Origin of the sequence: Kribbella sp. NPDC051587, from assembly GCF_044453945.1 — a bacterium.
Taxonomy (GTDB): Bacteria; Actinomycetota; Actinomycetes; order Propionibacteriales; family Kribbellaceae; genus Kribbella.
The window spans coordinates 59,859-83,932 of record NZ_JBITDE010000002.1 but is presented as its reverse complement, the minus strand read 5'-3'; the positions used below and the strand labels follow the sequence as shown (position 1 = coordinate 83,932).

23 protein-coding genes and 1 tRNA gene are annotated in these 24,074 nt (G+C 68.1%); 12 read left to right on the top strand and 12 right to left on the bottom strand.

From position 1 onward, the window contains the following. Window positions 1-49: 49 nt before the first annotated feature. Complete coding sequence (locus tag ACIA49_RS06540) at window positions 50-1,252, bottom strand: hypothetical protein (protein ID WP_396376110.1); 1,203 nt, start codon at window positions 1,250-1,252, stop codon at window positions 50-52. Window positions 1,253-1,501: 249 nt separating this feature from the next. Here ACIA49_RS06540 and ACIA49_RS06535 point away from each other — a divergent pair, with 249 nt between their 5' ends. After that, window positions 1,502-1,720 carry a hypothetical protein gene (locus tag ACIA49_RS06535; RefSeq protein ID WP_396376109.1) on the top strand — a complete coding sequence of 73 codons (219 nt, stop codon included), beginning with the start codon at window positions 1,502-1,504 and terminating at the stop codon, window positions 1,718-1,720. 45 nt (window positions 1,721-1,765) lie between these two features. Here the strand turns inward: ACIA49_RS06535 and ACIA49_RS06530 are convergent, their stop codons facing one another. Then, window positions 1,766-2,149, bottom strand: coding sequence for a DUF779 domain-containing protein (locus ACIA49_RS06530; RefSeq protein WP_396376108.1), 384 nt, complete (start codon window positions 2,147-2,149; stop codon window positions 1,766-1,768). A gap of 2 nt (window positions 2,150-2,151) precedes the next feature. Continuing rightward, entirely contained in the window at window positions 2,152-3,675 is a 1,524-nt protein-coding gene (gene adh, locus ACIA49_RS06525) for an aldehyde dehydrogenase (protein WP_396376107.1), read from the bottom strand. Between the two features lie 82 nt (window positions 3,676-3,757). On the opposite strand from adh, the gene ACIA49_RS06520 reads away from it, so the two are divergent. The 3 genes from ACIA49_RS06520 (at window position 3,758) to ACIA49_RS06510 (ending at window position 8,329) form a co-directional block, all read left to right on the top strand. Beyond that, on the top strand, window positions 3,758-5,209 hold the full coding sequence (locus ACIA49_RS06520; RefSeq protein ID WP_396376106.1) for a GAF domain-containing protein: 1,452 nt from the start codon (window positions 3,758-3,760) through the stop codon (window positions 5,207-5,209). A gap of 81 nt (window positions 5,210-5,290) precedes the next feature. Further along, entirely contained in the window at window positions 5,291-7,438 is a 2,148-nt protein-coding gene (locus ACIA49_RS06515) for a (Fe-S)-binding protein (protein WP_396376105.1), read from the top strand. Between the two features lie 102 nt (window positions 7,439-7,540). Then, entirely contained in the window at window positions 7,541-8,329 is a 789-nt protein-coding gene (locus tag ACIA49_RS06510; protein ID WP_396376104.1) for an LppX_LprAFG lipoprotein, read from the top strand. On the opposite strand, the gene ACIA49_RS06505 is transcribed toward ACIA49_RS06510, so the two are convergent. Continuing rightward, on the bottom strand, window positions 8,330-9,124 hold the full coding sequence (locus tag ACIA49_RS06505; protein ID WP_396376103.1) for an SDR family NAD(P)-dependent oxidoreductase: 795 nt from the start codon (window positions 9,122-9,124) through the stop codon (window positions 8,330-8,332). Window positions 9,125-9,223: 99 nt separating this feature from the next. Between ACIA49_RS06505 and ACIA49_RS06500 the strand changes: the two genes are divergently transcribed. The 4 genes from ACIA49_RS06500 (at window position 9,224) to ACIA49_RS06485 (ending at window position 12,795) form a co-directional block, all read left to right on the top strand. Then, window positions 9,224-9,985, top strand: coding sequence for a hypothetical protein (locus ACIA49_RS06500; protein WP_396376102.1), 762 nt, complete (start codon window positions 9,224-9,226; stop codon window positions 9,983-9,985). Beyond that, entirely contained in the window at window positions 9,982-10,827 is an 846-nt protein-coding gene (locus tag ACIA49_RS06495; RefSeq protein ID WP_396376101.1) for a DUF4097 family beta strand repeat-containing protein, read from the top strand. Before ACIA49_RS06500 ends, ACIA49_RS06495 begins: the two co-directional genes overlap by 4 nt. A 104-nt stretch (window positions 10,828-10,931) precedes the next feature. Continuing rightward, entirely contained in the window at window positions 10,932-11,165 is a 234-nt protein-coding gene (locus ACIA49_RS06490) for a hypothetical protein (RefSeq protein ID WP_396376100.1), read from the top strand. 109 nt (window positions 11,166-11,274) lie between these two features. Then, the gene (locus tag ACIA49_RS06485; protein WP_396376099.1) at window positions 11,275-12,795 is read left to right on the top strand and encodes a hypothetical protein; all 1,521 of its coding nucleotides are present in this window, start codon (window positions 11,275-11,277) and stop codon (window positions 12,793-12,795) included. Between the two features lie 75 nt (window positions 12,796-12,870). Here the strand turns inward: ACIA49_RS06485 and dcd are convergent, their stop codons facing one another. Together dcd and ACIA49_RS06475 are read right to left on the bottom strand one after the other, a co-directional pair. Continuing rightward, window positions 12,871-13,446: a dCTP deaminase gene (dcd, locus tag ACIA49_RS06480; RefSeq protein WP_396376098.1), complete on the bottom strand. Its 576-nt coding sequence runs from the start codon at window positions 13,444-13,446 to the stop codon at window positions 12,871-12,873. A gap of 125 nt (window positions 13,447-13,571) precedes the next feature. After that, window positions 13,572-14,012 (bottom strand): MarR family transcriptional regulator, encoded by a 441-nt coding sequence (locus tag ACIA49_RS06475; protein ID WP_355459913.1) that lies wholly within the window; start codon window positions 14,010-14,012, stop codon window positions 13,572-13,574. A gap of 335 nt (window positions 14,013-14,347) precedes the next feature. Here ACIA49_RS06475 and ACIA49_RS06470 point away from each other — a divergent pair. Then, window positions 14,348-14,421 (top strand) — tRNA-Gly (locus ACIA49_RS06470). 103 nt (window positions 14,422-14,524) lie between these two features. Next, entirely contained in the window at window positions 14,525-15,682 is a 1,158-nt protein-coding gene (locus ACIA49_RS06465) for a hypothetical protein (RefSeq protein WP_396376097.1), read from the top strand. Window positions 15,683-15,694: 12 nt separating this feature from the next. Here ACIA49_RS06465 and ACIA49_RS06460 read toward each other — a convergent pair whose 3' ends face one another. Beyond that, on the bottom strand, window positions 15,695-16,231 hold the full coding sequence (locus ACIA49_RS06460) for a TetR/AcrR family transcriptional regulator (RefSeq protein WP_396376096.1): 537 nt from the start codon (window positions 16,229-16,231) through the stop codon (window positions 15,695-15,697). Window positions 16,232-16,413: 182 nt separating this feature from the next. Here ACIA49_RS06460 and ACIA49_RS06455 point away from each other — a divergent pair, with 182 nt between their 5' ends. Beyond that, the gene (locus tag ACIA49_RS06455) at window positions 16,414-18,615 is read left to right on the top strand and encodes a hypothetical protein (RefSeq protein WP_396376095.1); all 2,202 of its coding nucleotides are present in this window, start codon (window positions 16,414-16,416) and stop codon (window positions 18,613-18,615) included. A 95-nt stretch (window positions 18,616-18,710) separates the two neighbouring features. Continuing rightward, complete coding sequence (locus ACIA49_RS06450; RefSeq protein ID WP_396376094.1) at window positions 18,711-21,188, top strand: polysaccharide lyase family 8 super-sandwich domain-containing protein; 2,478 nt, start codon at window positions 18,711-18,713, stop codon at window positions 21,186-21,188. A gap of 8 nt (window positions 21,189-21,196) precedes the next feature. On the opposite strand, the gene ACIA49_RS06445 is transcribed toward ACIA49_RS06450, so the two are convergent. The 5 genes from ACIA49_RS06445 to ACIA49_RS06425 are packed head-to-tail and all read right to left on the bottom strand — an operon-like array spanning window position 21,197 to window position 24,072. Then, window positions 21,197-21,586, bottom strand: a complete 390-nt coding sequence (locus ACIA49_RS06445; protein WP_396376093.1) for a type II toxin-antitoxin system VapC family toxin — start codon at window positions 21,584-21,586, stop codon at window positions 21,197-21,199. Further along, on the bottom strand, window positions 21,586-21,819 hold the full coding sequence (locus ACIA49_RS06440; RefSeq protein ID WP_396376092.1) for a hypothetical protein: 234 nt from the start codon (window positions 21,817-21,819) through the stop codon (window positions 21,586-21,588). Before ACIA49_RS06440 ends, ACIA49_RS06445 begins: the two co-directional genes overlap by 1 nt. A 41-nt stretch (window positions 21,820-21,860) precedes the next feature. Beyond that, on the bottom strand, window positions 21,861-22,337 hold the full coding sequence (locus tag ACIA49_RS06435; RefSeq protein WP_396376091.1) for a MarR family winged helix-turn-helix transcriptional regulator: 477 nt from the start codon (window positions 22,335-22,337) through the stop codon (window positions 21,861-21,863). 39 nt (window positions 22,338-22,376) lie between these two features. Next, complete coding sequence (locus ACIA49_RS06430; RefSeq protein ID WP_391543849.1) at window positions 22,377-22,895, bottom strand: AAA family ATPase; 519 nt, start codon at window positions 22,893-22,895, stop codon at window positions 22,377-22,379. A gap of 4 nt (window positions 22,896-22,899) precedes the next feature. Continuing rightward, on the bottom strand, window positions 22,900-24,072 hold the full coding sequence (locus ACIA49_RS06425) for an anhydro-N-acetylmuramic acid kinase (RefSeq protein ID WP_396376090.1): 1,173 nt from the start codon (window positions 24,070-24,072) through the stop codon (window positions 22,900-22,902). Between the last annotated feature and the right edge of the window lie 2 nt (window positions 24,073-24,074).

Sequence of the window (24,074 nt, the reverse complement as noted above, 5' to 3'; positions counted from 1 at the left end):
CGGGCCCCAATCGCGGTAGGGGTCCGCCCGCTCGTCCAGAGGGTGGTGCTCAGAACGCGCCTGCTCCGTTCGGCGTACCCAGGCCGGTCGGCCCGTCCCAGCCGGTGCGGGCGTTGCACCACTGGGTTGTCGGGCAACTGCCGTTGCTGCCGCTGGTCACGTCGAACAGCGAGCCAGGGTGTGCGTAGGGCAGTGCGTTCGCGTAGCCGGCGGTGTTGCCGGACAGTGCGTAGACCGCGGCAATGATCGGCGCGGCCTCGCTGGTCCCACCGAACTGTGCCCAGGTCGAGGCGGTCTTGCTGGTCGGGTAGTAGATCGCCATCCCGCCCTTGCCCGGGTCCGCCGCCGCGGAGACGTCAGCCATGGCTCGCTTCGAGCAGCCGGTGCCGAACGACGACGCTGCGCTCAGCGCCGTGTTGTACGTCGAGCAACCCGAACCGGCGCCACTCCACACGGTCTCGCTCCAGCCGCGAGAGTTGCTCGCGGCAACCAGCGACGTACCGCCGACAGCCGTCGTGTACGACGAGGAGGCCGGGTAGCTGCCGCCCTGGTAACCGTCGTCACCGGTCGACGCGGTGACCGCGATGCCCGGGTGGTTGTAGTACGCGCCGTAGGTGCTGTCGGAGGCGTCACCGCCGCCGTAGCTGTTGGAGATGGCAACCACACCGGCCTGCTTGGCAGCCGTCTGTACGGCGGTGCCGAGGTCGGCGAAACTGGCCGATTTGGCTTGTACGACGACGATCTTGGCGTCCGGCGCCGCGGCCGACACGGCGTCGACATCGAGTGCCTGCTCACCGGCCCAGCCGACATTGAACGTCGGCAGGGTGGTCCCGCCGGTCTGGTTGATCACCCGCAGGCAGCCGTTGGCCGTCGTACAGGCGGAGAGCCCGAACTGCGAGCGGTAGACACCGAGGTCGCGCTCCAGGTTCGGATAGCCGTACGCGTCGACGATCGCGACCGTGCGGCCGCCGGCGCTGAGTCCGTTCAGTTTGTACGCGTCGCGCAGGCCGGTCGGGGTGAGACCGGTGGCGGGCGGTGCGGCCGACTTGGGCGCGAGCCCGTCGGTGTCGACCAGTTTGATCGCGTGGCAGGTTGCGGTGTGCTTGGCCGTGGTGGCCGAGCACACCTGCGCCGCGTGCTTGCCCGCGGTGTAGGGGGTGATCGGGGCCGCGTAGGCCCCTGTTGCTGCGGTCAGTCCCGCGACGGCCAGTACGCCGGCGCCCAGGGCGGACACGAGATTCCGTTGCCTCAACAGAACTCCTCGAGTGGGCAGGCCACCACCTGTGAACCAGATCGGAAGGGCGGTGACCGACAGTTGGTTGGTGCTCGAAATCGTCCGCCCGGCAAGGGATCCGGGGCCAGCGATAACGCCCCTGACAAATGTCATGGGCAGACCCGTGACAGCCGCCCCGAAACGCCCCGATTTTCGCCGCCAGGACGGCGTTCTGCCGGATCGGGAAATCATTGAAGGATTCCCCGCGACTTTCCGCAGAATGGCTGCATGTCGCTCGAAGGTCGCGCTCACGCGCTGCAAACCGAAGCTCACGAACTGTTCACCACACTGGACCTCGGTACGGCGTTCCCCTGGCCGCCGGTGCTTGGGCATGCGGACCGCGTCGGAGGGGCGAACGACGAAGAGCGTCGCGTGATCCTGCGGCTGAAGGAGGCGCTGGCCGGATCGGACAGCAGCGCCATCTACAACGCCGTACTGGATCTGTGAAGGGTGCCGGCCGCCCGGCAACGCCACCGGACGGTCGGCACCCGCTTAGAGGAGTCCCAGGGCCTCGGACTCTTTGTCGGTGAAGAGGCGCGAGCGGATCAGGAAGCGGACACCCTCGGGTGCCTCGACCGAGAAACCGCTGCCGCGCCCCTTCACGACATCGACGGTGAGCTGGGTGTGCTTCCAGTACTCGTACTGATCGGCCGACATCCAGAACCCGATCGGCGTCTCGAGCCCCTCGACCATGAGGTCGCCGAGGTGCACGTCGGCCGGACCGGTCCGGAACTCGCCGTCCGGGAAACACATCGGGGAACTGCCGTCGCAGCACCCGCCCGACTGATGGAACATCAGCGGGCCATGCATCTCGGTGAGCCGGCGGAGCAGCTCCGCCGCCGACCCACTCAAGAGGACTTTCTGTACAGAGCTCACGGTCAGAAGAACCCGAGCTTGTCGGGGCTGTAGCTGACCAGCAGGTTCTTGGTCTGCTGGTAGTGGTCGAGCATCATCTTGTGGTTCTCGCGGCCGATGCCGGAGTTCTTGTAGCCGCCGAACGCCGCGTGCGCCGGGTAGGCGTGGTAGCAGTTCGTCCAGACGCGGCCGGCCTGGATCTCGCGACCCGCCCGGTACGCCGTGTTGATGTCGCGCGACCAGACGCCGGCCCCGAGGCCGTACAGGGTGTCGTTCGCGATCTTCATCGCGTCGGCGTAGTCGTCGAAGCGGGTGACCGAGACGACCGGGCCGAAGATCTCCTCCTGGAAGATCCGCATCTTGTTGTCGCCCTCGAAGATCGTCGGCTGGATGTAGTAGCCGCCGCTCAGGTCGCCACCGAGGTCGGACTTCTCGCCACCGGTGACCACCTTCGCGCCCTCGGCCTTGCCGATGTCGATGTAGGCGAGGATCTTCTCGTACTGGTCGTTGCTGGCCTGGGCGCCGATCATCGTGTCGGTGTCCAGCGGGTTGCCGGTCTTGATCGCCTGCGTCCGCGCGGTCGCGTCACCGAGGAACCGGTCGTAGATCGACGACTGGATCAGTGCCCGCGACGGGCAGGTGCAGACCTCGCCCTGGTTCAGCGCGAACATCGTGAAGCCCTCGAGCGCCTTGTCGTAGAACGCGTCGTTGGACGCGGCCACGTCGTCGAAGAAGATGTTCGGGCTCTTGCCGCCGAGCTCCAGCGTCACCGGGATGATGTTGTCCGAGGCGTACTGCATGATCAGCCGGCCGGTCGTGGTCTCACCAGTGAACGCGACCTTGGCGATTCTGTTGCTAGAGGCAAGCGGTTTGCCGGCCTCGACGCCGAATCCGTTGACCACGTTGAGCACCCCGGGCGGCAGCAGGTCCGCGACCAGCTCGAGCCAGACGTGGATCGAGGCCGGGGTCTGCTCGGCCGGCTTCAGCACGATCGCGTTGCCGGCCGCGAGCGCGGGTGCCAGCTTCCAGACCGCCATCAGGATCGGGAAGTTCCACGGGATGATCTGCGCGACCACGCCGAGCGGCTCGTGGAAGTGGTAGGCGATCGTGTCGTCGTCGATGACCGAGACCGAGCCCTCCTGGGCCCGCAACGCACCGGCGAAGTAGCGGAAGTGATCGATCGCGAGCGGGATGTCGGCGGCCAGCGTCTCGCGCACCGCCTTGCCGTTGTCCCAGGCCTCGGCGACCGCGAGCAGTTCGAGGTTCGCCTCCATCCGGTCCGCGATCTTGTTCAGGATGTTGGCCCGTTCGGCCGGTGAGGTGCGGCCCCAGGCCGGTGCGGCCCCGTGGGCGGCGTCGAGGGCCAGCTCGACGTCGTCCGACGTACCGCGGGCGATCTCGGTGAAGTTCGCCCCGGTGACCGGGGTCGGGTTCTCGAAGTATCCGCCCTTGGCGGGCGGTACCCACTCACCACCGATGAAGTGGTCGTAGCGGGATTTGTAGGTGACCGGGCTTCCATCCTGCCCAGGAGCTGCGAAGATCGTCATAGGTCCTCCTTGGGATACCTGACGTGGACCGGAATCTACGGAGCGCGACGTTGCATCGACGTTGCACCGACGAGGTGAGGCGATGGACGCGGCGGACGAGGCGCGCCGGTTGAGTGCGCTGTACGACGAGGTGCTCGGTGGCAACCGGGTGCCCGGAGCACCGCGCCCACTTGTCGCCGCGTCGTGGCAGCGATCGCTCGCCGCCGCGGTCGACCCGGAGCTGGATGCCCCGCCAGTGGTCGTCGACCACGATCTTTTGGAGGCGCTCCGGACCAACCATCCCTTGCGGGCCGTGCTGCCGGTGCTGCGGCAGACACTGACGACGATCGCCGACGAGGCGTCGCACATCATGATCATCACCGACGCCCAGGGGATGATCCTGTGGCGCGAGGGAGCAGCCGCCGTACGGCGTCAGGCCGATCGGATCGCCTTGTCCGAAGGGGCAGTGTGGTCCGAGGACCAGATCGGCACCAATGGCATGGGGACGGCGCTCGCCACCGGACAGCCGGTGCAGATCCACTCGGCCGAACACCTGGTCCGCCGCATCCACGAGTGGACCTGCGCAGCAGCACCCGTGCACGACCCGGACACCGGCAAGCTGATCGGTGCGGTCGACGTCTCCGGACCGCTCCGCACTGTTCATCCCGCGATGGTCGCGTTGGTGACAGCGGCGGCCCAGCTCGCCGAAGGGCAACTGCGGGTCCGGATGGCGGCGGCCGACGAGATGCTGCGCGCCCGCAACATGCAGCACCTCGTCAAGCTCGGTGACTCCCCCGGCGCATTGCTCACGCCGAGCGGCCGCGTGTTGGCAGTTCAGCCGCTCGAATGGCTTCCGGATCGACTGATCGTGCCGACCGACACCGACCGGATCGAGCTCGGCGACGGCCGCGAAGGCCTGATCGAGCAGCTCGACGAGGGCTACCTCCTCCGCATCCCCGGTACGCCGATCCGCCGTACCCGACCGTCTTTGCGGTTGAAGCTGCTCGGCGCCGGCCAGCCACTCGCCGTCGTCGGCGGCCGCGAGATCAACCTGACCTTGCGACGGGCCGAGGTACTGACGCTGCTGCTCTTGCATCCCGCCGGGCTGACCGCCGAGCAGTTGATGCTCCAGCTCTACGGCGACGAGGGCAACCCGACGACCGTCCGTGCGGAAATGCATCGGCTGCGGAGCGCGCTCGGTGGCGGCGTCCTCGACACCAAGCCCTACCGGATCATCGCCGACGTCACCGGCGACATCACCGACGTACAGGCTGCTCTCCGACGCGGCGACGTTCGCGCAGCCCTCGACCTGTACGCCGGTCCGCTACTGGCCAGATCCGACGCACCCGCGGTCCGCGCCGAGCGTGACGAGCTCGACGCCACACTGCGTCGGGCAGCACTCTCCTCCGCCGACCCCGAACTGCTGTGGCGGTTCGCGCTGACCTCGGGCGGCGCCGAGGACCTCGAGGTCTTCGAGACGCTGGCGACCGGGCTCCCGGCGGCCGATCCGCGGCTGGCGATCGTCTCCTCCCGGCTCGAGCGGCTGGCCGAATGAGCGACGTGAGACGAAACACGCGGGCGTGATCATGACCGCATCGACATGACTCATCAGTAACCAACCAATAACATCGCTGGTATGCAGATCCTCGCCATCATCGTCTCGCTCGCGATCGCGGCCGTCGGCGTCGCGTTGTTCGGCAAGACGATCGGGCACATGGTGTCCGTCATCAAACTGGGTCAGCCCGCTCCCGGTCGTACCGACCAGCCGGGTCAGCGCAGCCTGACCCTGGCCAAGGAGACCCTGGGCCACACCCGAATGTTGCAGTGGAGCCACATCGGCATCCTGCACTGGTTCGTCGCCTTCGGGTTCCTCGGGCTGTTCCTGAGCCTGGTGACCGCGTTCGGGCAGCTGTTCGACGCGCACTTCGCGCTGCCGCTGATCGGGCACTGGTTCGTCTTCGAGTGGGTGAGCGAGTTCCTCACCTGGACCGGGCTGGTGTCGATCATCGGGCTGATGGCGATCAGGCTGCGCGCACTGCCGCGCGGTGAGAAGGGCCGGTACAGCCGGTTCTTCGGGTCCACGGCCTGGCAGGCGTACTACGTCGAGTACACGATCCTCGGCGTACTGATCTGCATCCTGCTGCTGCGTGGCCTGGAGTACTCGCTCGGCGGCGGGACCAAGTTCCACTTCCCCAGCACGTTCTTCGTCGGCGACGCGCTGTTCGGCGGGCTGTCCGAGCACGCGCTGAAGAACACTGTCTACCTGGTGGCGATGGTCAAGATTCTGATCTCGTTCGCGTGGATGATCACCATCTCGCTGAACGCGACAATGGGTGTGGCCTGGCACCGGTTCACGGCGTGGCCGAACATCTGGTTCAAGCGCAAGGCCGACGGCGGTACGGCGCTGGGAGCGCTGCAGCCGATCATGGTCAAGGGTCAGGCGATCGACTTCGAGAACATCGAGGAGCTCGACGAGGACGCGGCACTCGGCGTCGGCAAGGTCGAGGACTTCACCTGGAAGGGCCTGCTCGACTTCACCACCTGCACCGAGTGCGGTCGCTGCCAGTCGCAGTGCCCGGCCTGGAACACGGACAAGCCGTTGTCGCCGAAGCTCATCATGATGGGACTGCGCGAGCACGCTTACGCCAAAGCGCCGTACCTGCTGGCTGCTGAGGACGACCGCAAGTCGCTGTCCCAGCTGGTGCTCGACGAGCAGGAGAAGCCGCTGGTCGGTCCGGCCGACGTCGCAGTCATCGACGAAGAGGCGTTGTGGGCCTGTACGTCGTGCGGCGCGTGCGTGCAGCAGTGTCCGGTCGACATCGAGCACGTGGACGCGATCATGGACATGCGCCGCTACCAGGTGCTGATCGAGTCGTCGTTCCCGTCCGAGCTCAACGGGCTGTTCAAGGGCCTGGAGAACAAGGGCAACCCGTGGAACATGAGCCCGTCCGGCCGGATGGACTGGGCCAAGGACCTGCCGTTCGAGGTCAAGCAGGTCGGCACCGATGTCGAGACGCTGGCCGAGGTCGAGTACCTGTTCTGGGTCGGTTGCGCGGGTGCCTACGAGGACCGCGCGAAGAAGACCACGCAGGCCGTGGCCGAGCTGCTCAACATCGCCGGCGTCAGCTTCGCCGTACTGGGTGATGGTGAGACCTGCACCGGTGACCCGGCACGGCGGTCCGGCAACGAGTTCGTCTTCCAGCAGCTGGCGATGCAGAACGCGGAGGTCTTCAAGGAGACCGGCGCGAAGAAGGTCGTCTCCACCTGCGCGCACTGCTTCAACACCTTGAAGAACGAGTACTCGCAGCTCGGGGTCGAGCTCGACGTCATCCACCACACGCAACTGCTGAACCGGCTCGTCCGCGAGGGCAAGCTGACCCCGGTCGCGCCGGCCGACAGCACGCTGAACGGCCAGAAGATCACGTACCACGACCCGTGCTACCTCGGCCGCCACAACCAGGTGTACGACGCCCCGCGCGAACTGCTCGACATCATCCCCGGCGCCGAGTACGCCGAGATGCCGCGGAACAAGACGAAGTCGTTCTGCTGCGGCGCCGGTGGTGCCCGGATGTGGATGGAAGAGAAGATCGGCACCCGGATCAACGTCAACCGCACCACCGAAGCCGTCGAGACCGGCGCCGACAAGATCGCCACCGGCTGCCCGTTCTGCCGCGTGATGCTGTCCGACGGCCTCACCGCCAAGCAGGCCGACGGTTCCGCCCGCGAAGAGGTCGAGGTCCAGGACGTCGCCCAGCTCCTGCTCGCCTCAGTGAAACGTGGCTAAGTAGCCCGGCCCGCATTGCAACAAGGTGCAATTACCTTCCTTCTCAGGTGGTCCAGACCATAAGATCCAGGGTCCTGTATCACCTGGGAGGGAAGCACCATCATGAAGTTCCGCGCCGCCGTCGCCACGGCCGCCGTCGTACCCCTGGCCCTCGGCCTGGCCGCCTGCGGAGGCACCGACAAGCCTGCCGCCGCGCCGCCCGCACCAGTCTCGGTGCCCACCACCGCCGAGCCGCAGAAGGCCGTCAGCACCGCGCCGCCCGCCGCGGTCCGCCTGAACCGCGTCACGTTCGTGCCGGCGATGAACTCGGCCCTGACCAAGCAGAAGTCGTGGCACATCGTCGGTAAGATGACCGGCGGCGGCTCCACCCTGCTCACCATGGACGGCTACCAGACCGCCAACCCGACGGCCATGTCGATGACGATGACCGGCGCCGCCTTCCAGGGCAAGGCCGCCAAGATCATCCTCGTCGACAAGACCCCGTACCTGTCGCTGCCCGGACTGACCCCGGCCGGCAAGTTCGCCAAGATCCTGCCGCAGGACGCCGGCAACCTGGCCGAGCTCATGGACAGCGGTGACCCGACCAAGATCTACAAGTCGTTCGACAAGAGCATGGTCAACCTGAAGTTCGTCGGCGAGGAGACCGTCGCCGGCGAGAAGCTCGAGCGCTACGCCGTCACGGTGAACACCGCCAAGGCCCTCAAGGCGCAGGGCAAGAAGGTCCCCAAGGGCGTGCCGGCGACCATCAACTACTCGATGTGGATGGACAAGTCCCACCTGGTCCGCAAGGTCTCCTTCGACCTGAGCGGCGTCTCCATGGTGATGACCATGTCCGACTACAACAAGCCCGTCAGCATCACCGCCCCGCCCGCGAACAAGATCATCAAGTAGTCAGCGCAGGTGTGAGGCGCCGTTGAAGTCGAGGACGGCGCCGGAGGACCAGCCGGCCGGGGATGAGGCGAGCCAGTGAATGGCTTCGGCGACTTCCTCGGCCGTCGCGGTTCGGTTGAAGGGGCTCTGGGCTCGGATGGGGGCACCGGCCGGGCCGGCCAGCAGGTCTGCGGTCATGTCGGTGGCGATGAAGCCGGGCGCGATTGACGTCACGGTGATGTCATGCGGCGCCAGCGAGACGGCGAGTGACTGCCCAAGCGAGTGCAATCCTGCCTTCGAAGCCCCGTACGCCGGTACGTCGGGTTCGCCGCGGTAGGCGCCACGCGATCCCACGTTGACGATCGCACCCCGCCGCACCCCCTCGGCAGGCTCGATATCGAGCATCTGCCGAGCCACGCACCAGGTCACGTGCGCGGCGCCCTCCAAGTTGACTGCGAGGGTCCGCCGCCAGGCTGCGACCCATTCGTCGTACGACGTCTCTGCCAGCGGGTGACCGATTCGCCGCGACCCGGCCACGGGCTCGTCGACGAACAGCGCAGCGTTGTTCACCAGTACGTCGATGCGCCCGAGCAGCCGCGCCGATTCCTCAATCAGGGAAGGGATTGCGGCCGGATCGCCGATATCGGCAGCCACCACCGCATGCCCATCGCCAGGCAATCCAGCGCGTACCTCTTCTGCTCGCTCTACCGCGCCGCGGCAATGCAGGACGACCCGGTCACCACCCTGCGCGAAGGCCATCGCGGTGGCGGCTCCGACCCCACGCGATGCGCCGGTCACGAGTACTCCTCTGGACACGCTGCCTCCTTGGTTGACGTCCCCCCATTCTGCCCCTGACGCCGTCATGACATCAGACAGGGTTGACAGTGACGTCATGATGACGTCATAGTTGGCGTCATGGAACTTGATCACTACCTCGAGTCGGTGCGACGGAGCGTGGAGAACGCGACCGCCCTGGCCGACGACCAGACTCGCTCCGTGGCCCAGCGCCTCGGAGCCACGCTGGATGACGCGGGCCGCCTGGCCCTCATCTCAGCCCTGTCCGACGCCGCTGGGGAGATCAGCCGTGAGCTGTCCCCCGGTTCGGTCGAGCTCCGGATGGCCGGTGGCCGCCCCGAGTTCGTGGTCACGCCGGCTCCCAGCCAGCTGACCGGTCCCGACGACACGGACGACGAACTGGACGACAACGACACCGCGGTCACCGACCTGACCCCGGACGCCGACGAGCCGACCGCGCGGATCACGCTGCGGCTGCCGATGTCGGTGAAGAACAAGGTCGACGAGGCCGCGACCGCCGAGGGCATCTCCTCGAACGCGTGGCTGATGCGCACGGTGATGATGTCGCTGGGCGACCGTGGTCGCGGCGCTCCCCGGCCCCCGCGGCCGCCGCGCCCGCCGCGCGGTGGGATGTTCGGCCCGGACGGACCGCTCGGTCCCGACGGCCCGCTCGGACCTGACGGCGTCTTCGGCCCGGACGGTGTGTTCGGCCCCGACGGCCCGTTCGGTGAGGGCGGTGTCTTCGGCAACGACCGCGGCCGCCGCGAGCGGGACGCCCGGCGCGACGAGCGCCGCGCGGAGGCCGAGCGCCGCCGCGAGGAGAAAGACCGCCGCCGGGGTGGCCGCGGACCGAACAACCGATTCCAGGGATGGGCACAATGAGCGGCTTCACGAGTCAGTTGATCGCCGAGGACAGCGAGCTCGAGCTGACCCGGGCACGGATCGAGATCGGCTCCGGCCAGGTCCTGGTCGTCCCCGCCGACGGCGACCAGACGATCGTCGACCTCGAGGTCGAGGACGGCACCGAAGAGGACGTCATCTACACGGTCGAGAACGGTGAGCTGGTCGTCGAGCTGCGCAAGGGCGGCCGTTACAGCACCCGCCGCGGCCCCGAGATCCACGTCCGGATCTCCACCCCGGCCGTGCTGGACCTGCGGGCCAAGACCGGCTCCGGCGACATCACCGCGCACGTCCCGCTCGGCACCGCCCGGCTGTCCACCGGCTCCGGCGACATCCAACTGGACGCTGTGCAGGGCGACCTCGCGGTCAGCACCGGCAGCGGCGACGTCCGCGTGGTCTCCGTGGCCGGCGTGACGAAGGGTGGCACCGGCTCGGGATCGATCGACATCGGCACCGCCGCGGCGATCGGGGTGAGCACCGGCTCAGGTGACGTCCGGATCGGTGACGCGGCCGGACCGGCCAGCGTCAAGGTCGGCTCGGGCGACATCACCATCGAGCGGATCCAGGACCACTCGGTCGCCACCTCCGGCTCCGGTGACGTCACCGTCGAGGTGGCAGACGGACCGAGCGTTCAGGCCGAGACGGCCAACGGCGATGTCCGCGTCGGAGTACCCGACGGCATCCCGACGTACCTGGACCTGAAGACGGTCACCGGGCAGATCCGCTGTGAGCTGGAGCCCGGCGAGAAGCCCGAGGCGGGCGAGCGCTCGCTGACTCTGCGGGCCCGCACCGTCACCGGCGACATCACCGTCGTCAAGGTCTGACCCACCGCCCTTCCAGAGGTTCCGCCGGCATCGGTCCGGCGGGACCTGGGCGAAGCACTGCCAAAAACCATTCAGCACGGGGACTCATCAAGGGGAGTACGGACATGATCACCGAACACCAAGAGGTTGCCCGCTATCGCGTCGCCGAGCAGGTTCGCGCCGCCGAGAACCGCGCCCTGCTGCACGAGAACGACGAGACCGACAGCGGTCCCCGGCACGGCCTGGCCACCGCGCTGCGCCGGCTGGCCGACAGGCTCGAGCCGATCACCGCCGGTGCCTCGCAGGCCCGGCACGCCCGCCCCGAACACCGCGGTACCGGCCTCTCGGTCGTCCGCTGACGGTTGCGTTGCAGCTTCGTGCAACGCCTGTGGATAACCACGATCAGACCCCGGGGACGCTGCTAGGTTTCAAGCGATCATTTCGCTTGAACTTGGGGAGAGAGCAAGAATGCAGCGTCCGACAGCCAAGGCCGTCGCCACCGGCGCCGCCCTGCTGATCCTGCTGGCCGGCTGCGGCGGCAAGGACGACAGCAAGGGCAGCGACGCGTCCAAGAGTGCTGACACCCCAGCCACTCCCGCGCCCCCGCCGGTCGCATCCTTCGACCCGCCCAAGGGCTTCACCCCGGCCTCAGCCTTCGGAGTTCCCCGCAACGACAAGGAGAACCAGTACACGCTGAAGGCCGGAATGGTCGGTCAGACCTCGCTGGTCTCGGCGAACAGCGGCCTCACCGGGCGCAACATCGCCGCACAGCACGATCCGTGGTCGGTTCCGTCCTCGGAGAACCCGGACACCATCGTCACCACCGATCACAGCACGCCGATGCCGGTCCAGGTGGACGGCAAGGACGTGGTCGCGATCGCCTACGTGCAGAACAACAAAGGCGGCGGCACCCAGAAGGTGCACGGCCAGATCCTGATCCAGTGGCTCGACGCCGCCGACGGCACGAAGGTCGGCGAGGTGACCGTGGACCTCAGCCAGCAGCTCGGACCGGGTGGCGGCACCGAGAGGGTCGTCAGCCAGGCGTTCGATCAGGCCACCGGTCAACTGGCGCTCGCCTTCAACGCCACCGGCGAGGGCGCGGCCAAGAAGGTCGGCGACTACTTCACGCTCTTCGCCGATCCGAAGACGCAGAAGGCCGGCCTGATCCCCAACTTCATCGGTGGCGCGGTCCTGAACGGCAAGCTGGCCGGCACCCCCGGCGACACCACCTCCGCCAAGCCGGAGCACTCGATCGTGTTCGCCGACGGCCCGACCGCCAAGGTCACCAAGAAGGTTCCCACCAAGGAGGAGAACCTGAAGGTGGCCGGCAGCGGCACGAAACACGTCTACCTGACCGCCTCGACGTACGTGGGCGAGAAGAGCTACGCCTCGGTCTACAACAACTCCGTGTACTCGGTGGACATCGCGACCGAGGCCGTCGTACAGACCAAGTCACTGCTCGGCACCAAGGACCGGTACATCTTCCTCTGCCGCGGCGACCAGGCGGCCGGCGTCGTCTGCAACACCGGACAGAACGAGGGCACCGAGGAGATCATCGGGTTCGACGACAACACCGGCAACAAGGCCTGGGGATACACCAAAGCCTCGGCCAGCCGGGTCGTCCCGTCGGTGACCGCCGCCTTCCACGGGGTCGTCTACGGGTACGCCGGCGACCAGCCAGTGATGCTGAACATCAGCGACGGCCAGGACATCCCTCGTCCGTCCGGCAGCATGCCGTCCGCCACTCCCTCCGACGGGACGACGTCCTCGGACAACCCGTCGAGCACGCCTTCGGAGAGCTCATCGGCGGGTCCTGGCACCAACGACCCGTCCAGTGCGTTCGCCTCCGACATGTCGCTCTACGACCCGCGGCTCGGCGTCCCGTCGCCGACCGCGGTCACGCAGTACGGCGGGGCGTACCTGCAGGGCAGTAGTGGCAACGACTTCGAGCGGATGAGCATCCTGATCGCACTGAAGCCGATCGCCTGATCCATCACGAAGGCCCCCGACGGATTCGCGTCCGTCGGGGGCCTTTCACGATTGAGCACTTCGCCGTACCTGAGATCAGATGTCGGTGCGGTGGAACTTCTGGTAGGAGCGTGACGGCGTCGGGCCGCGCTGGCCCTGGTACCGGGAGCCGTACTTGGCCGAGCCGTACGGGTGCTCGGCCGGCGAGGAGAGCCGGAAGAAGCAGAGCTGGCCGATCTTCATCCCGGGCCAGAGCTTGATCGGCAGCGTCGCGACGTTCGACAGCTCCAGCGTCACGTGCCCGGAGAAGCCGGGGTCGATGAAGCCGGCCGTGGAGTGCGTGAGCAGGCCGAGCCGCCCCAGCGAGGACTTGCCCTCCAGCCGGGCGGCGACGTCGTCGGGCAGCGTCACCATCTCGTACGTCGATCCGAGCACGAACTCGCCCGGGTGCAGGATGAACGGCTCGTCACCCTCCGGCTCGACCTCACGGGTCAGGTCGGGCTGCTCCTCGGCCGGGTCGATGTGCGGGTACCGGTGGTTCTCGAAGACCCGGAAGAACCGGTCCAGCCGTACGTCGACACTCGACGGCTGCACCATCGCCGCGTCGAAGGGTTCCAGCTGGACGCGCTTGGCGTCGAGCTCGGCAAGGATGTCGCGGTCGGAGAGCAGCACGACTGCACGGTAGCAAGCGTGCTGCTCTACGCCCAGTTCAACCGCCACCTCAGGAAGTCGGTGGTGGACCGTCCGGAGCCCTCAGCTCCCCGGCGAGACCCAACTCCTATGCCTGAGGCAACGAACTAGTCGGACAGCTTGTTGAACTTCGACACCTGGGTGGCGAAGGTCTTCACCTGCGCCGGCGACCAGTCCTTGAGCAGGTCCTCGATCACCTTGTGCCGCTTCTTCCGGGCCGCGGCGAGCTTGCGCTTGCCGGCCGCGGTCAGCGTCAGCAGGGTCGCTCGCGCGTCGGTCTTGTCGGCGGCCCGCTTCAGCAGGCCCTCCTCCTCGAGTCGCGCGCAGGCCCGGCTGACCGGTCCCTTGTCCACCTCGAGCGCTGCCACCAGGTCGGCCATCCGCACCGGCGCCAGCTCCTCGACATGGTTGAGCAACGCGTACTGCGCCGGCTCCAGGTCAGGATGCGCCTCGTCGGACAGCGTCCGCTGCAGACCGCGCAGCCGCCGTGCCAACGTGACGAGCTCCTTCTCCAGGTTCTCCAGCGCGTCACTCGTGTCTGTTGCCACCGTTCACCCCTTCATCCAGTTGCCCCGCAACCATCTTGTCCGGTCCCGGCAAGGACCGCATCCTCACGTTGCGTCGAATGTTGCCCCCGGCAACGCGTTCTAATCTGCCAGAAGATGCCGGGCCTGCCCAGTCCTTGGACCTGCCCTTTGTGGAAAACTGCCCAGCATTCCCCCGCGCCAACCGTCCGCGGACCCCTTTTCGATGCGTCCGGCATCAACTCACCCACATTCCGCTGACCGCGCAACAACCCCTCGACCCGGCGCGCCGGACCCGCCATGCCGCTGCCCCCACCCATCGGTTATGCTTTCTCCGCTCGTCCGAACAGGCGATGCGCGCGGGTGTAGTTCAATGGCAGAACATCAGCTTCCCAAGCTGACAGTGCGAGTTCGATTCTCGTCACCCGCTCCACGAGATCGTGCCCGGTGGTGGCCCCCGGGCGGTTGTACGCTCGGGCGTCCTTCGGGTGACCGGTCGCCCGACCTTTTGTCAGCACATGTCGAGGCACGGATCCATGACGAGTACGGCTGCGAAAGCCCTCGGAGCGTGGTTGGGCGTCGGTGCCCTGCTGCTGGTCGGGCTGAGCTACGAACTGCCTGCGATGACCGCTGTCCTGATCGGGTGGCTGGTGGTGTATTTCGTCGTGGCGGGGCTGGTGGTCGCGGATGCGATCCGCCTGCGGCGAGGCCGGGACCTGGACGCGCTGCAGGCTTCGGCGAATCTGGTGAAGATCGCCGCCATTCCGTTCTTCGTGCTGAACTTCGTCGCGTTGAGCCGGGTCGTGCTGCACATTGGCTCAGCCGATAAGGACCACTTCGGTTTGCGGGGCTTCCTGACCGCGCTGCTGTTCGTCGTTCTGACCTACCTCGTGCTGCTGCCGACATCGGCGTACACGGTGGGTTGTCTGACGCTGATGCGCAAGGAGGATCGGATCGGTCGGGTCTTTTACGGCCTGCACCTGATTCTGCAGTTCCTCTTCGTCACGGACATCGTCGGCGCGATGGTCGTGATCGAGGTGGCCCGGAACCGGCTCGGTACGGCGCGTCCGCCGAGGGTGGTGAGCAAGCACCTGCTGACCGGCGTGCTGCTCGTGTTCTCGGCCCTCTCGACGATCTGGCTGTTCCTCGTCGCGGCGTACTACCTCGATTGGCGGACGTTCACCGGAACCGGGCTGGACTTCCAGCTCTCCATCGTCCCGGCCGTGGCGTTCATCGTCCTCGTCGTCGTTCCGGTCGTGCCACTGGTCGCCTTCCGGATCGCGGTGCGGTACTTCCTCGCCGGCGACCTCGACGCGCTCCGGCGCTCGAACCGCGCGGTCAAGCTGACGATGATCCCGCTGTTCGTCCAGAACCTCGTCCTCACACTGGTCATCACCGGAGTGCTGTCGGCCGTCTCGCTCTACTTCGTGGAGTCCAAGAACGACCTGTGGTTCACCGCGACCATCGCCTCCCTGAGCCTCGCGCCCGGGATCATCTGCGGCTACCTGATGCTGCTGCCGACCTCGGTCTACGGGATCACCTGCCTGGCGCTGCTGATGCGACGGCGAGCCATCACGCCGGCCTTCTGCGCCGTCAACGTGATCGCGCATCTGTTCTTCGTCACCGATGTGATCAGTGCACTCGTCGTCGCCCGCCGGGCCGGGCAAGCACTGGCGGCTCGATCAAACGGTTGATAGTTGCCCTGATCAACGATGAGGCGCGAGCACTGCACTGAGTTGCTCGGCGATCAGGGCGCGCGGCGGTCCGAGGCCGGTGACCGCGAGCGCGCCGGTCCAACTGACCAGCGTCTGCCGGGCAAGAGCCTGTACGTCGGTCGCCGGGCGCAGCTCGCCGCTCGTTAGGGCCGCGCGGTAGAACCGCTCACACGCGGCCAGCACGGCATCCGACCGGGACTCGGCCTGGCGTCGTACCTCCGGATCGTTGCCCAGGTCCACGAGCTGGTGCGCGGCGGCGGCCAGAAGAAAGGTACGGACCGCGGCTAGCGGCGACGCGTGTCGGGACGCAGCCTCGTCGGCCGCGGGCAGCACCTGCTGCGCGGACCGGGTGGCCGCGGCGAGCAGCAGGCCGCGTTTGGACCCGAACCGCTGCATCAACGTCGGCGCTGCGAGCCCGGCGCGCTCACCGACCGCCGCCAGCGTCAGCTGCGCCGGCCCGGTCTCGGCCAGCACCCGGCGCGTCGCGTCCAGGATCGCGTCGTCACTCACCAGCCGCGGACGGGCCATCTCCGGCCTCCGGAATTTGTGAACAGCGATTCGCTAATTGACGGGATCGTAACAGATCCGTGGTCGATCAGTTAGGTACGTCAACGGGTGAAGTAACGGGGATCCCGACGGGGCCCACGGCCGAGCCCGCTGTCCGGTCCCCCGTCCGCGGGCCGGGCTCGTCGTACCAACGGGAGCTCTTGATGCGTTTCGCCCGCACTGCTTTGGGCCTGCTGCTGACCCTGATCGGCCTGGTCGCCGGCATCGCCGGTGCCGCCGCCGCGTTCTGGCTGGTAGGTCCGGACAACACCATCTCCACCGGCGGCCGGTCGCTGACCAGCGACGGCCTGGCCGTGGTCACCGCACCGGACCTGCTCGACCGGCACGGCCCGACCCTGCGCGTCAGCGTCACCGGGTCGAAGCCGCTGTTCGTCGGGATCGCGCAGGACCTCGACGTCGCCGACTATCTGGCCGGCGCCGCCCACACCCGCGTGATCCGGTACGACGTTCCGTCCACGATCAGCACCCAGACCATGAACGGCTTCGAGAACAAGCTGACGCCGCCGGGCGAGCTGGACTGGTGGGTGGCGAAGTCCGGGGGCACCGGCGACCAGTCGATCGCATGGCCGATGCAGGACGGCCGCTACTCGGTCGTCGTGATGAACGCCGACGGCACGCCGGCGGTCGACGCGAAGGTGAGCTTCGGGATCGAGCTGCACCGGTCGTTCGGGATCAGCCTGCTCGTGCTCGGCGCCGGGATCGTGGCTCTCACACTGGGGATCGCCCTGGCATTCCGTCGGCCGTCAGCTGCCTCCGCTGCGGAAGAGGCGGACGAGGTCGGTGCGGCGCCGGTCCAGAGCGACAGCCCGTTTGCGCCGGTCGGCCGGGTGCCCGCGATGCTTGACGACGTTCCGGCGTACCGGGCGCCCGACGTACGGCGGGTTGAGCACGTCACGGCGGATGAGGCGACGGAGACGCTCGCGGTGATTGCGCAGCCGGCGTCGACGCCTGCCGTGTCGGCGGCTCCGCACCAGGCCGCGGTCCTCGCCGGCCCGAATGCGCCGACTCAGGCTCTGGACCCGGTTGCTCCGGCTACCCCGGCTCCGGTCGCGCCAGTTACTCCGGTCGCGGCTCCGGTTCGGCAGGCGGTTCCGGCTCGACAGACTCCTGGGCGAGCGACTCCGGGTGTGCAGCCGTTGCGGTCGGCGCCGATGCTGATGTCGCCCGCGGCGGTTGCCCGGGCGAAGTCCCGCGCGACGCTGCCGACCGCCACCGCACCCGCGGCTCCGCCCACGACGCCCACGCCGGCCTGGGACGCGGAGGGCGCCGCCCAGCCGACCCGCCCGACCGGGTCCACTCCGCCCGCGGAGACGCTCCCGCTGGATGAGTCGCCGGAGTTCTCGAAGAGCGACGAGGCGGTCAAGCGGACGGCGGCCCTCCTCGCCAGCGGCGCTTTGTTGCTGACAGCAACTAGCTGCGGACTGATGCCGCCGAAGAACAACCTGACGGTCCCCGACCGCCGGCCCGCGGTCACCGTCCTCGACGCCAAGGCCGTGGTGACCAAGTACAACGAGGTCAACAACAAGGCCAACGCGGCCCGCGACGACAAGCTCGCCGCCACCGTCGAGTCCCAGCCCACGCTCGCCCAGACCCTCGCCGGCTATCAGATCGGTCGCAAGCTCGACGCGACCGGCAAGGCCACGGACAAGCCGTTCACCTTCACCGACCCGGTCGTCGGTGCGCCCGAGTTCGCGGCGTACCCGATGCGCTTCGTCGTCACCTCCGGCGTCTCGGGCGCCGCAGATACCCGCCAGCTCGGCGTCTGGGAGCGCGAGAGCGCAGGTGCCCCCTGGCTGCTTACCCACTCGGTCTACCCGGGCCAGTCCATCGCCCTTCCGTCCATGGAAGGCGTGCGGACTCCCAGCCGCGCTGACGTGGCCAACCTCGCTACCCACCCGGCCGCGGTCGCACCGACCCTGGCGGCGTACCTGAGCGGCGGCCCGAAGTCCGCCCAGGCCAAGGTGTTCACCCCCTCACCCGGCATGGCGAAACTGCTCGAGCAGCGCGCCAAGTCGAAGGTCACCGACGCCGCCGAGTCCTACATCGCAGCCGTCAGCGACACCTTCAAGCCGGTCGGCAACCCGGTCACCTTCATCACCGCCGACGGCGAAGGCCTTGTCTTCCTCGCGCTGACCGAGCAGTACCTCCAGCGCGTCGAGCCAGGCTCCAACGCCTACTGGACGAGCGGCGAAGCGACGGCGTTCAGCAGCATGGTCAAGTACACCCAGACCCTGCACCAGGACTACCTCCACCAGATAGCCCTGGTCGTCCCTTCCAAGACCACCGGCGGGCCGATCCGCATCCTCTCGATGGACGGCCAACTCGTCGGAGCCGGCGGCTCCTGACGCTCCGAAGTCAGCGGCGGTAACCGCTTGCCGAAAGATAGTTCCGGCTGATTGACTCCCAGGGTGAGGTTTTTCCCATCGCCCTGGGAGTTCTTGTGGATATCACCCGCCGCCGCTTGCTGTCGCTTGTCCCCGCCACCGCGCTGCTCACCGCCGTACGACCGGTGAGCGCAGGAGCCGTCACCGCGGACGAGCCGGGTCTGCTGCTGGCCAACGCGATCGCGATCTACGCCGGTACGGCGACCTCCAACGCGCGCACCGAGGTCGCCGCCAAGGTCGCCGCCATCGACGCGACCGCGCGGACCTGGCTCGCCGCGCTGGACCGCGCCGGCGCCAACGAGCTGTTCGCCGGCCTCCCGCTCGGGACCAGCGATCCGAACCTGAGCGCGTCGTACCAGCATCTCTATGAGATCGCGCTCGCCTACCGCCGACCCGGCCCGGCCTCCGACCTGCAGGGCAACGCGCAGATTCGCGCCAAAGTCGCCGACGGACTCCAGCGCCTGTACGACGGCTGGTACGGCGATCAGTCGGCCGGGTACTACGGCAACTGGTTCACGTGGGAGATCGGGATCTCGACGTTCGTCTCCAAGACGCTCGCCCTGATCGATGCCCCTGCCACCCTCGTCACGCCGTACGTCGCCTCGATGGACGCCTACCTGCGCAACGGGAAGAACGGCGACGTCGGTCTCGACTCGCGCTTCCACACCGGGGCCAACCTCGTCGACATCACCGCGAACCGTGTCCTGCAAGGCGCTTTGCTCGGCGACGACGCGCGGATCCGGAAAGCGCTACAGGATCAGTTCACCGTCTTCGCGACCGTCGATCCGTACCACCTGCAGCACGGCGTCACCGACGGGTACTACGCCGACGGCTCGTTCATCCAGCACGCATCCGTGGCCTACACCGGTTCCTACGGCAAAGCCCTGCTCAGCCGGGTCGTCCAGACGATCAAGATCCTCGACAACACGTCGTACGCACAGACCGATCAGCTGGTCGGCGTCGTCCAAGGCTGGGTCGAGCATGGCTTCGCGCCGCTGATCTTCGAGGGCTGGATGATGGAGATCGTCAAGGGCCGCGCGGTCTCCCGGACCACCACCGGGTACGACGATGTGGCCGTCGTCGTGGAGGCGGTCGTCGACCTGGCGGACTACGCGACCACGGCGGACGCGGCGCGGTTGAAGGCGTTCGCCAAGTTCACCGCGCGACCGACAATCAACCCGAACAGTTTCGTCTCACCGGTGAGCATCGCCCGGTTCGCGGACCTGCGCGCCGATCCGGCGATCGTGCCGGCCGACCTCAACCCGGCGGCCAGCAGCGTCGCGTTCAACGCGATGGACCGGACGGTGCACCGCCGGCCCGGGTTCGCCTTCGCGCTGGCGCGGAACTCGGATCGCATCAGCAAGTACGAGTACATGAGCGGCGAGAACCTGATGCCGTGGTTCCAGGGCGACGGCGCGCACTACCTATACCTGAGCGGTCAAGACCAAACCCGCTCGTACGGCGTCGACTACTTCACCACCGTGTCGCCGTACGGGCTTGCGGGAGTGACCGCTCCGGTCGAGACCCGCAAGACGATTCCGGAGCTCTACGGGACCGCGTACTACGACAACCCGCCGGAGTTCACGGCGTCGTCGGAGGCGCAGAACACCTACGTCTACTTCCCGACCGGCACCAACAAGTACTCCGGCGGTGCCACCCTCGACGCGTACGGCGCGGCCGGCTGGGTGCAGTCCGACGACTTCGCCTACGCGTCCCGCGATGAGCTGCCGGACAACTTCGTCACCTACCGGAACGCGTCCGCGACCAAGTCCTGGTTCCTGCTCGACGACGAGATCGTGGTCCTCGCCGCCGGTATCCGCGACAGCGACCGCGCGGTCACCACCACCCTCGACACCCGCATCGCGGACCCTGGCGAGGCGGTCACCATCACTGCGGAGGGCCGGCCTTGGACCGGTTCCGGCAGGCCTCGCTGGCTGCGCTACGCGGCCGCGAATAATGTTGCCGTCGGCTACTACTTCCTGACGCCCGCCGATCTCACGGCAGGCGTGCAGCAGGTCACCCGCAGTCGCCGCGTGATCCGTACCGCCAACCCGGACACCCCTGTCACCAAGCAGGTCTTCGCCCTCACCGCCGCCCAGCCGGCCGGCTCCACCCGCTCACTCGCCTACGCCCTCGTCCCCCACGCGACCGAGCCCGCACTCCGCGCCTACAGCCACGGACGCCTCGCCGTACTGGCCAACACCCCACGCCTGCAAGCGATTCACCACAACGGCCTCCGCCTCACCGCCGCCAACACCTTCACCCCAGGCCTACATCAGCTGCCCGGCCTCACCATCGACGGCCCCGCCTCAGTCCTCCTCCAACGCACCCCCACCGCCCTGACCGTCGCCGTCTCCGACCCCACCACCACCCGAGCCACCATCACCCTCAACCTCTGGGCCCAATACCTCCGCCCCGCCACCCCCAACCCCGCCGTACAAGTCACCCGAACCCTCACCGGCACCCGCCTGACCTTCACCACCCACCAAACCCACGGCCAATCCCAAAGGATCGACCTCACCCCAGCCTGGTGATCAGAAGGTCAGGCCGGCATGTCCACCGCGAGTCCGGCAGCCCGGGCGGCGTCCGCCAGCCGCTTGTCGTAGGTGACGAACGAACTCAACTGCGGCACGCGGAGCGCGGTCGCCAGGTGGATCGCATCCAAGCTCCGCACCGCTGCAGGCCGTACCGTCTGCGCCAAGACGCGGACGCCCGCATCCAGCTCCACCAGCTCGATCAGGTCGAGCACCAGGTGCAGGCGCGTCACGGATTCCGGCGCATGCCGGGCCAAGGCCCGCGACGACTCGACCTCGGCCAGGACCGAGCTCACCCAGCCGGTCTCGGCCCGCTCATCGAGCCAGTCCCGCAGTGCCTGTGACTCGGATTCGGCATGAGCCAGCTTCACGATGGCCGCCGAATCGAGGTAGATCATCAGCGTTCGCCCTCCCGATCACGAGCGAGTTCGGCACCGACGTCAACGCCGTCCGGCTCACCAAGTGGCATCCGGAGCACCGCTCGCCGCATGGCCGCAGCGCGCTCCTTTCGCAACCCGGCCTCGAGAACCGCCTGCCGAATAGCTGCCGACCGTGAATTTCCGCCCTGTGTCAGCACGTCCAAGGCGTGCTCGGTCTCCGCATCCGTGCGGATGGTGATCGTGTCTGCCATAACCCCACTGTAAGACGGTATGTCTTACGAAGCCAGTGCGATCAGGGCTGTTCCAGTTTGGTGGTGAGGGATTGGAGGGTGGTGAGGGTGGTTCGGAGGGCGGCGGGGTCCAGATCGGCGCTGAGGGTGGCGGCCCAGGGGTGTTGGGCGATGGAGATCTGGCGGATGGCCCAGTAGCCGGCTTCGGTGCAGGCCAGGAGCTTGGCGCGGCGGTGGGCGGGGTTGTCGCGGTACTCGGCGAGGCCGCGGTCGACCAGGAGGTCGGCGATGCGTTGGACGCCTTGGCGGCTGACGCCCATCAGGCGGCCTACGTCGGCGACTGAGCGGGGTTCGTCGAGGACGCCGCCGAGGACCTGCCACCAAGCGGCGGTGAGGCCGCCGTGGGCGGCGAGTTCCTGGGCGGCGTCGAGGAGGCGGGCGTTGAGGCGGAAGGTGGCGAGGATGACGTCGGTCAGCAGTGCGCCGCCTTCGCTCTCCTTGGCCGGCTTCGGCCAGTCGGCGCGCGGCGGGATCTGCATGGACAACATGTTGTCATCCAGGTCCCAGGGTGTCCACCGTCAGCCGCGGAAGCGGGTCCAGAGGTTGAGGGTCTTGCCGAAGCGTTCGCCGCGGATCCAGTCCAGGATGCTGCGGGCGACGCGCTCGGGCGAGACGTCTCCGCGGACCGAGCGGGGGACGTACTTGCGGAGTTCGGCGGCGTCGGCGAGGGCGTCGTCGATCTGATCCTGGAGCCAGCCGCGGGCGGCCAGCCGTTTGCGGCGGATCGCGTCGGGGCAGTCGAGGTGCAGCCAGCGGCCTTCCGGCAGTTCGCTGGGCAGACCGGGCGTCAGCAGCAGGACGGGGATGCCGGAGCGGCGGATCAGCTCGGTGATGCGCAGCCAGACCGCGTTGTACGCCGGCCAGATGGGTGCCGCGGTCGGACTCGCGATGCTGATCCCGAGCAGCCGCCCGTTGTCGTCCAGCAGCTCGTCCATGTCCATCACGACGAGATTCCCCGGATTCAATCGCACCAGCTCCGGCACGACCGTCGACTTGCCGGCCCCGGGCGCTCCTGTCACCACGAACAACCTCGTCACGGAACTAGTGTGGCGCTGACTCGATCAGAAGGCTCGCCGGAGGGCGGACATCGGCCGAGATCTGCGGCACACCGCCGAGGCCCGGAGTGATCGATCCGAGCACACTCGAGTGCGCGGCGCCGGTGCAGCTCGGCACCGTCCCGCCCAGCCCGTGCACGGTCAAGAACCCCAGTACGGCGAACGCCAGCGCCTCCTTGGCCGCCGACGGCAACCCCAGCTCGTCCGTGTTCACCACCGGTACGCCGTCCAGCTCGGAGGTGATCCGCTGCATCAGGGCCGGGTTCCGGATCCCGCCACCGGATGCGATCACCTCGGTCCCACCATGCCGCCGTACGGCGTCCGCAACCGTGCGGGCCGTCAGCGCGGTCACCGTGGCGACCAGGTCGTCGGCTGGGATCTCGGGCAGCCCCTCCATCATCCGGGCCAGGTAAGCGAGGTTGAACAGCTCCTTACCCGTGCTCTTCGGTGCCGGCAGCGCGTAGTACGGCTCCGCGAGCAGCCGCGCCAGCAACTCCTCGTGCACCTGTCCACGCCCGGCCATCACCCCGTCGGCGTCAAAACTCAGCCGCCCGACGGTCAGCTCCGAGACCACCGCGTCGATCAACGCATTGGCCGGTCCGGTGTCGAACGCCACCGGTTCCCCGTCCACCACGGTGATGTTCGCGATCCCGCCAAGATTCAGTGCAATCGGTACGCCGGTCCGCCCGCGCAGCCACAACACGTCGACGATGCTCACCAGCGGGGCACCTTGACCACCCGCCGCGACATCACGCGCCCGCAGGTCCGACACAACCGTCGTACCGGTCGCTTCCGCGATCCACGCCGGCTGCCCGAGCTGCAGCGTCCCGCGGACCTGCCTCTCGTCGACCCAGTGATAGACGGTCTGTCCGTGCGACACGATCAGATCGGCGTACCCACCACACAGCTGCTCGACCGCCTGCCGCGCGACCGCCGCGAACGCCTGCCCGATCCCCGTGTCCAGCCGGCACACCTGCGCCACCGAAGTACTTGCTGGCGGCAACAATCCGGCCAGCTCGCGCCGCACCTCGTCCGGGTACGGCTGACTCAGCAGTCCGAGCGGGGTCAGCACCAACCGGTCCCCGTCCAGGCGGAGGTCGGCCGCCGCCGCGTCGATCGCGTCGTACGACGTCCCGGACATCAACCCGATGACTCGCATGG

Excerpts from the sequence above, each read along its gene's own strand:
- ACIA49_RS06535 (WP_396376109.1), top strand. The coding sequence starts at position 1,502 with ATGTCGCTCGAAGGTCGCGCTCACGCGCTGCAAACCGAAGCTCACGAA.
- adh (WP_396376107.1), bottom strand. The coding sequence starts at position 3,675 with ATGACGATCTTCGCAGCTCCTGGGCAGGATGGAAGCCCGGTCACCTAC.
- ACIA49_RS06520 (WP_396376106.1), top strand. The coding sequence starts at position 3,758 with ATGGACGCGGCGGACGAGGCGCGCCGGTTGAGTGCGCTGTACGACGAG.
- ACIA49_RS06515 (WP_396376105.1), top strand. The coding sequence starts at position 5,291 with ATGCAGATCCTCGCCATCATCGTCTCGCTCGCGATCGCGGCCGTCGGC.
- ACIA49_RS06510 (WP_396376104.1), top strand. The coding sequence starts at position 7,541 with ATGAAGTTCCGCGCCGCCGTCGCCACGGCCGCCGTCGTACCCCTGGCC.
- ACIA49_RS06500 (WP_396376102.1), top strand. The coding sequence starts at position 9,224 with ATGGAACTTGATCACTACCTCGAGTCGGTGCGACGGAGCGTGGAGAAC.
- ACIA49_RS06495 (WP_396376101.1), top strand. The coding sequence starts at position 9,982 with ATGAGCGGCTTCACGAGTCAGTTGATCGCCGAGGACAGCGAGCTCGAG.
- ACIA49_RS06490 (WP_396376100.1), top strand. The coding sequence starts at position 10,932 with ATGATCACCGAACACCAAGAGGTTGCCCGCTATCGCGTCGCCGAGCAG.
- ACIA49_RS06485 (WP_396376099.1), top strand. The coding sequence starts at position 11,275 with ATGCAGCGTCCGACAGCCAAGGCCGTCGCCACCGGCGCCGCCCTGCTG.
- ACIA49_RS06465 (WP_396376097.1), top strand. The coding sequence starts at position 14,525 with ATGACGAGTACGGCTGCGAAAGCCCTCGGAGCGTGGTTGGGCGTCGGT.
- ACIA49_RS06460 (WP_396376096.1), bottom strand. The coding sequence starts at position 16,231 with ATGGCCCGTCCGCGGCTGGTGAGTGACGACGCGATCCTGGACGCGACG.
- ACIA49_RS06455 (WP_396376095.1), top strand. The coding sequence starts at position 16,414 with ATGCGTTTCGCCCGCACTGCTTTGGGCCTGCTGCTGACCCTGATCGGC.
- ACIA49_RS06445 (WP_396376093.1), bottom strand. The coding sequence starts at position 21,586 with ATGATCTACCTCGATTCGGCGGCCATCGTGAAGCTGGCTCATGCCGAA.
- ACIA49_RS06440 (WP_396376092.1), bottom strand. The coding sequence starts at position 21,819 with ATGGCAGACACGATCACCATCCGCACGGATGCGGAGACCGAGCACGCC.
- ACIA49_RS06435 (WP_396376091.1), bottom strand. The coding sequence starts at position 22,337 with ATGCAGATCCCGCCGCGCGCCGACTGGCCGAAGCCGGCCAAGGAGAGC.
- ACIA49_RS06425 (WP_396376090.1), bottom strand. The coding sequence starts at position 24,072 with ATGCGAGTCATCGGGTTGATGTCCGGGACGTCGTACGACGCGATCGAC.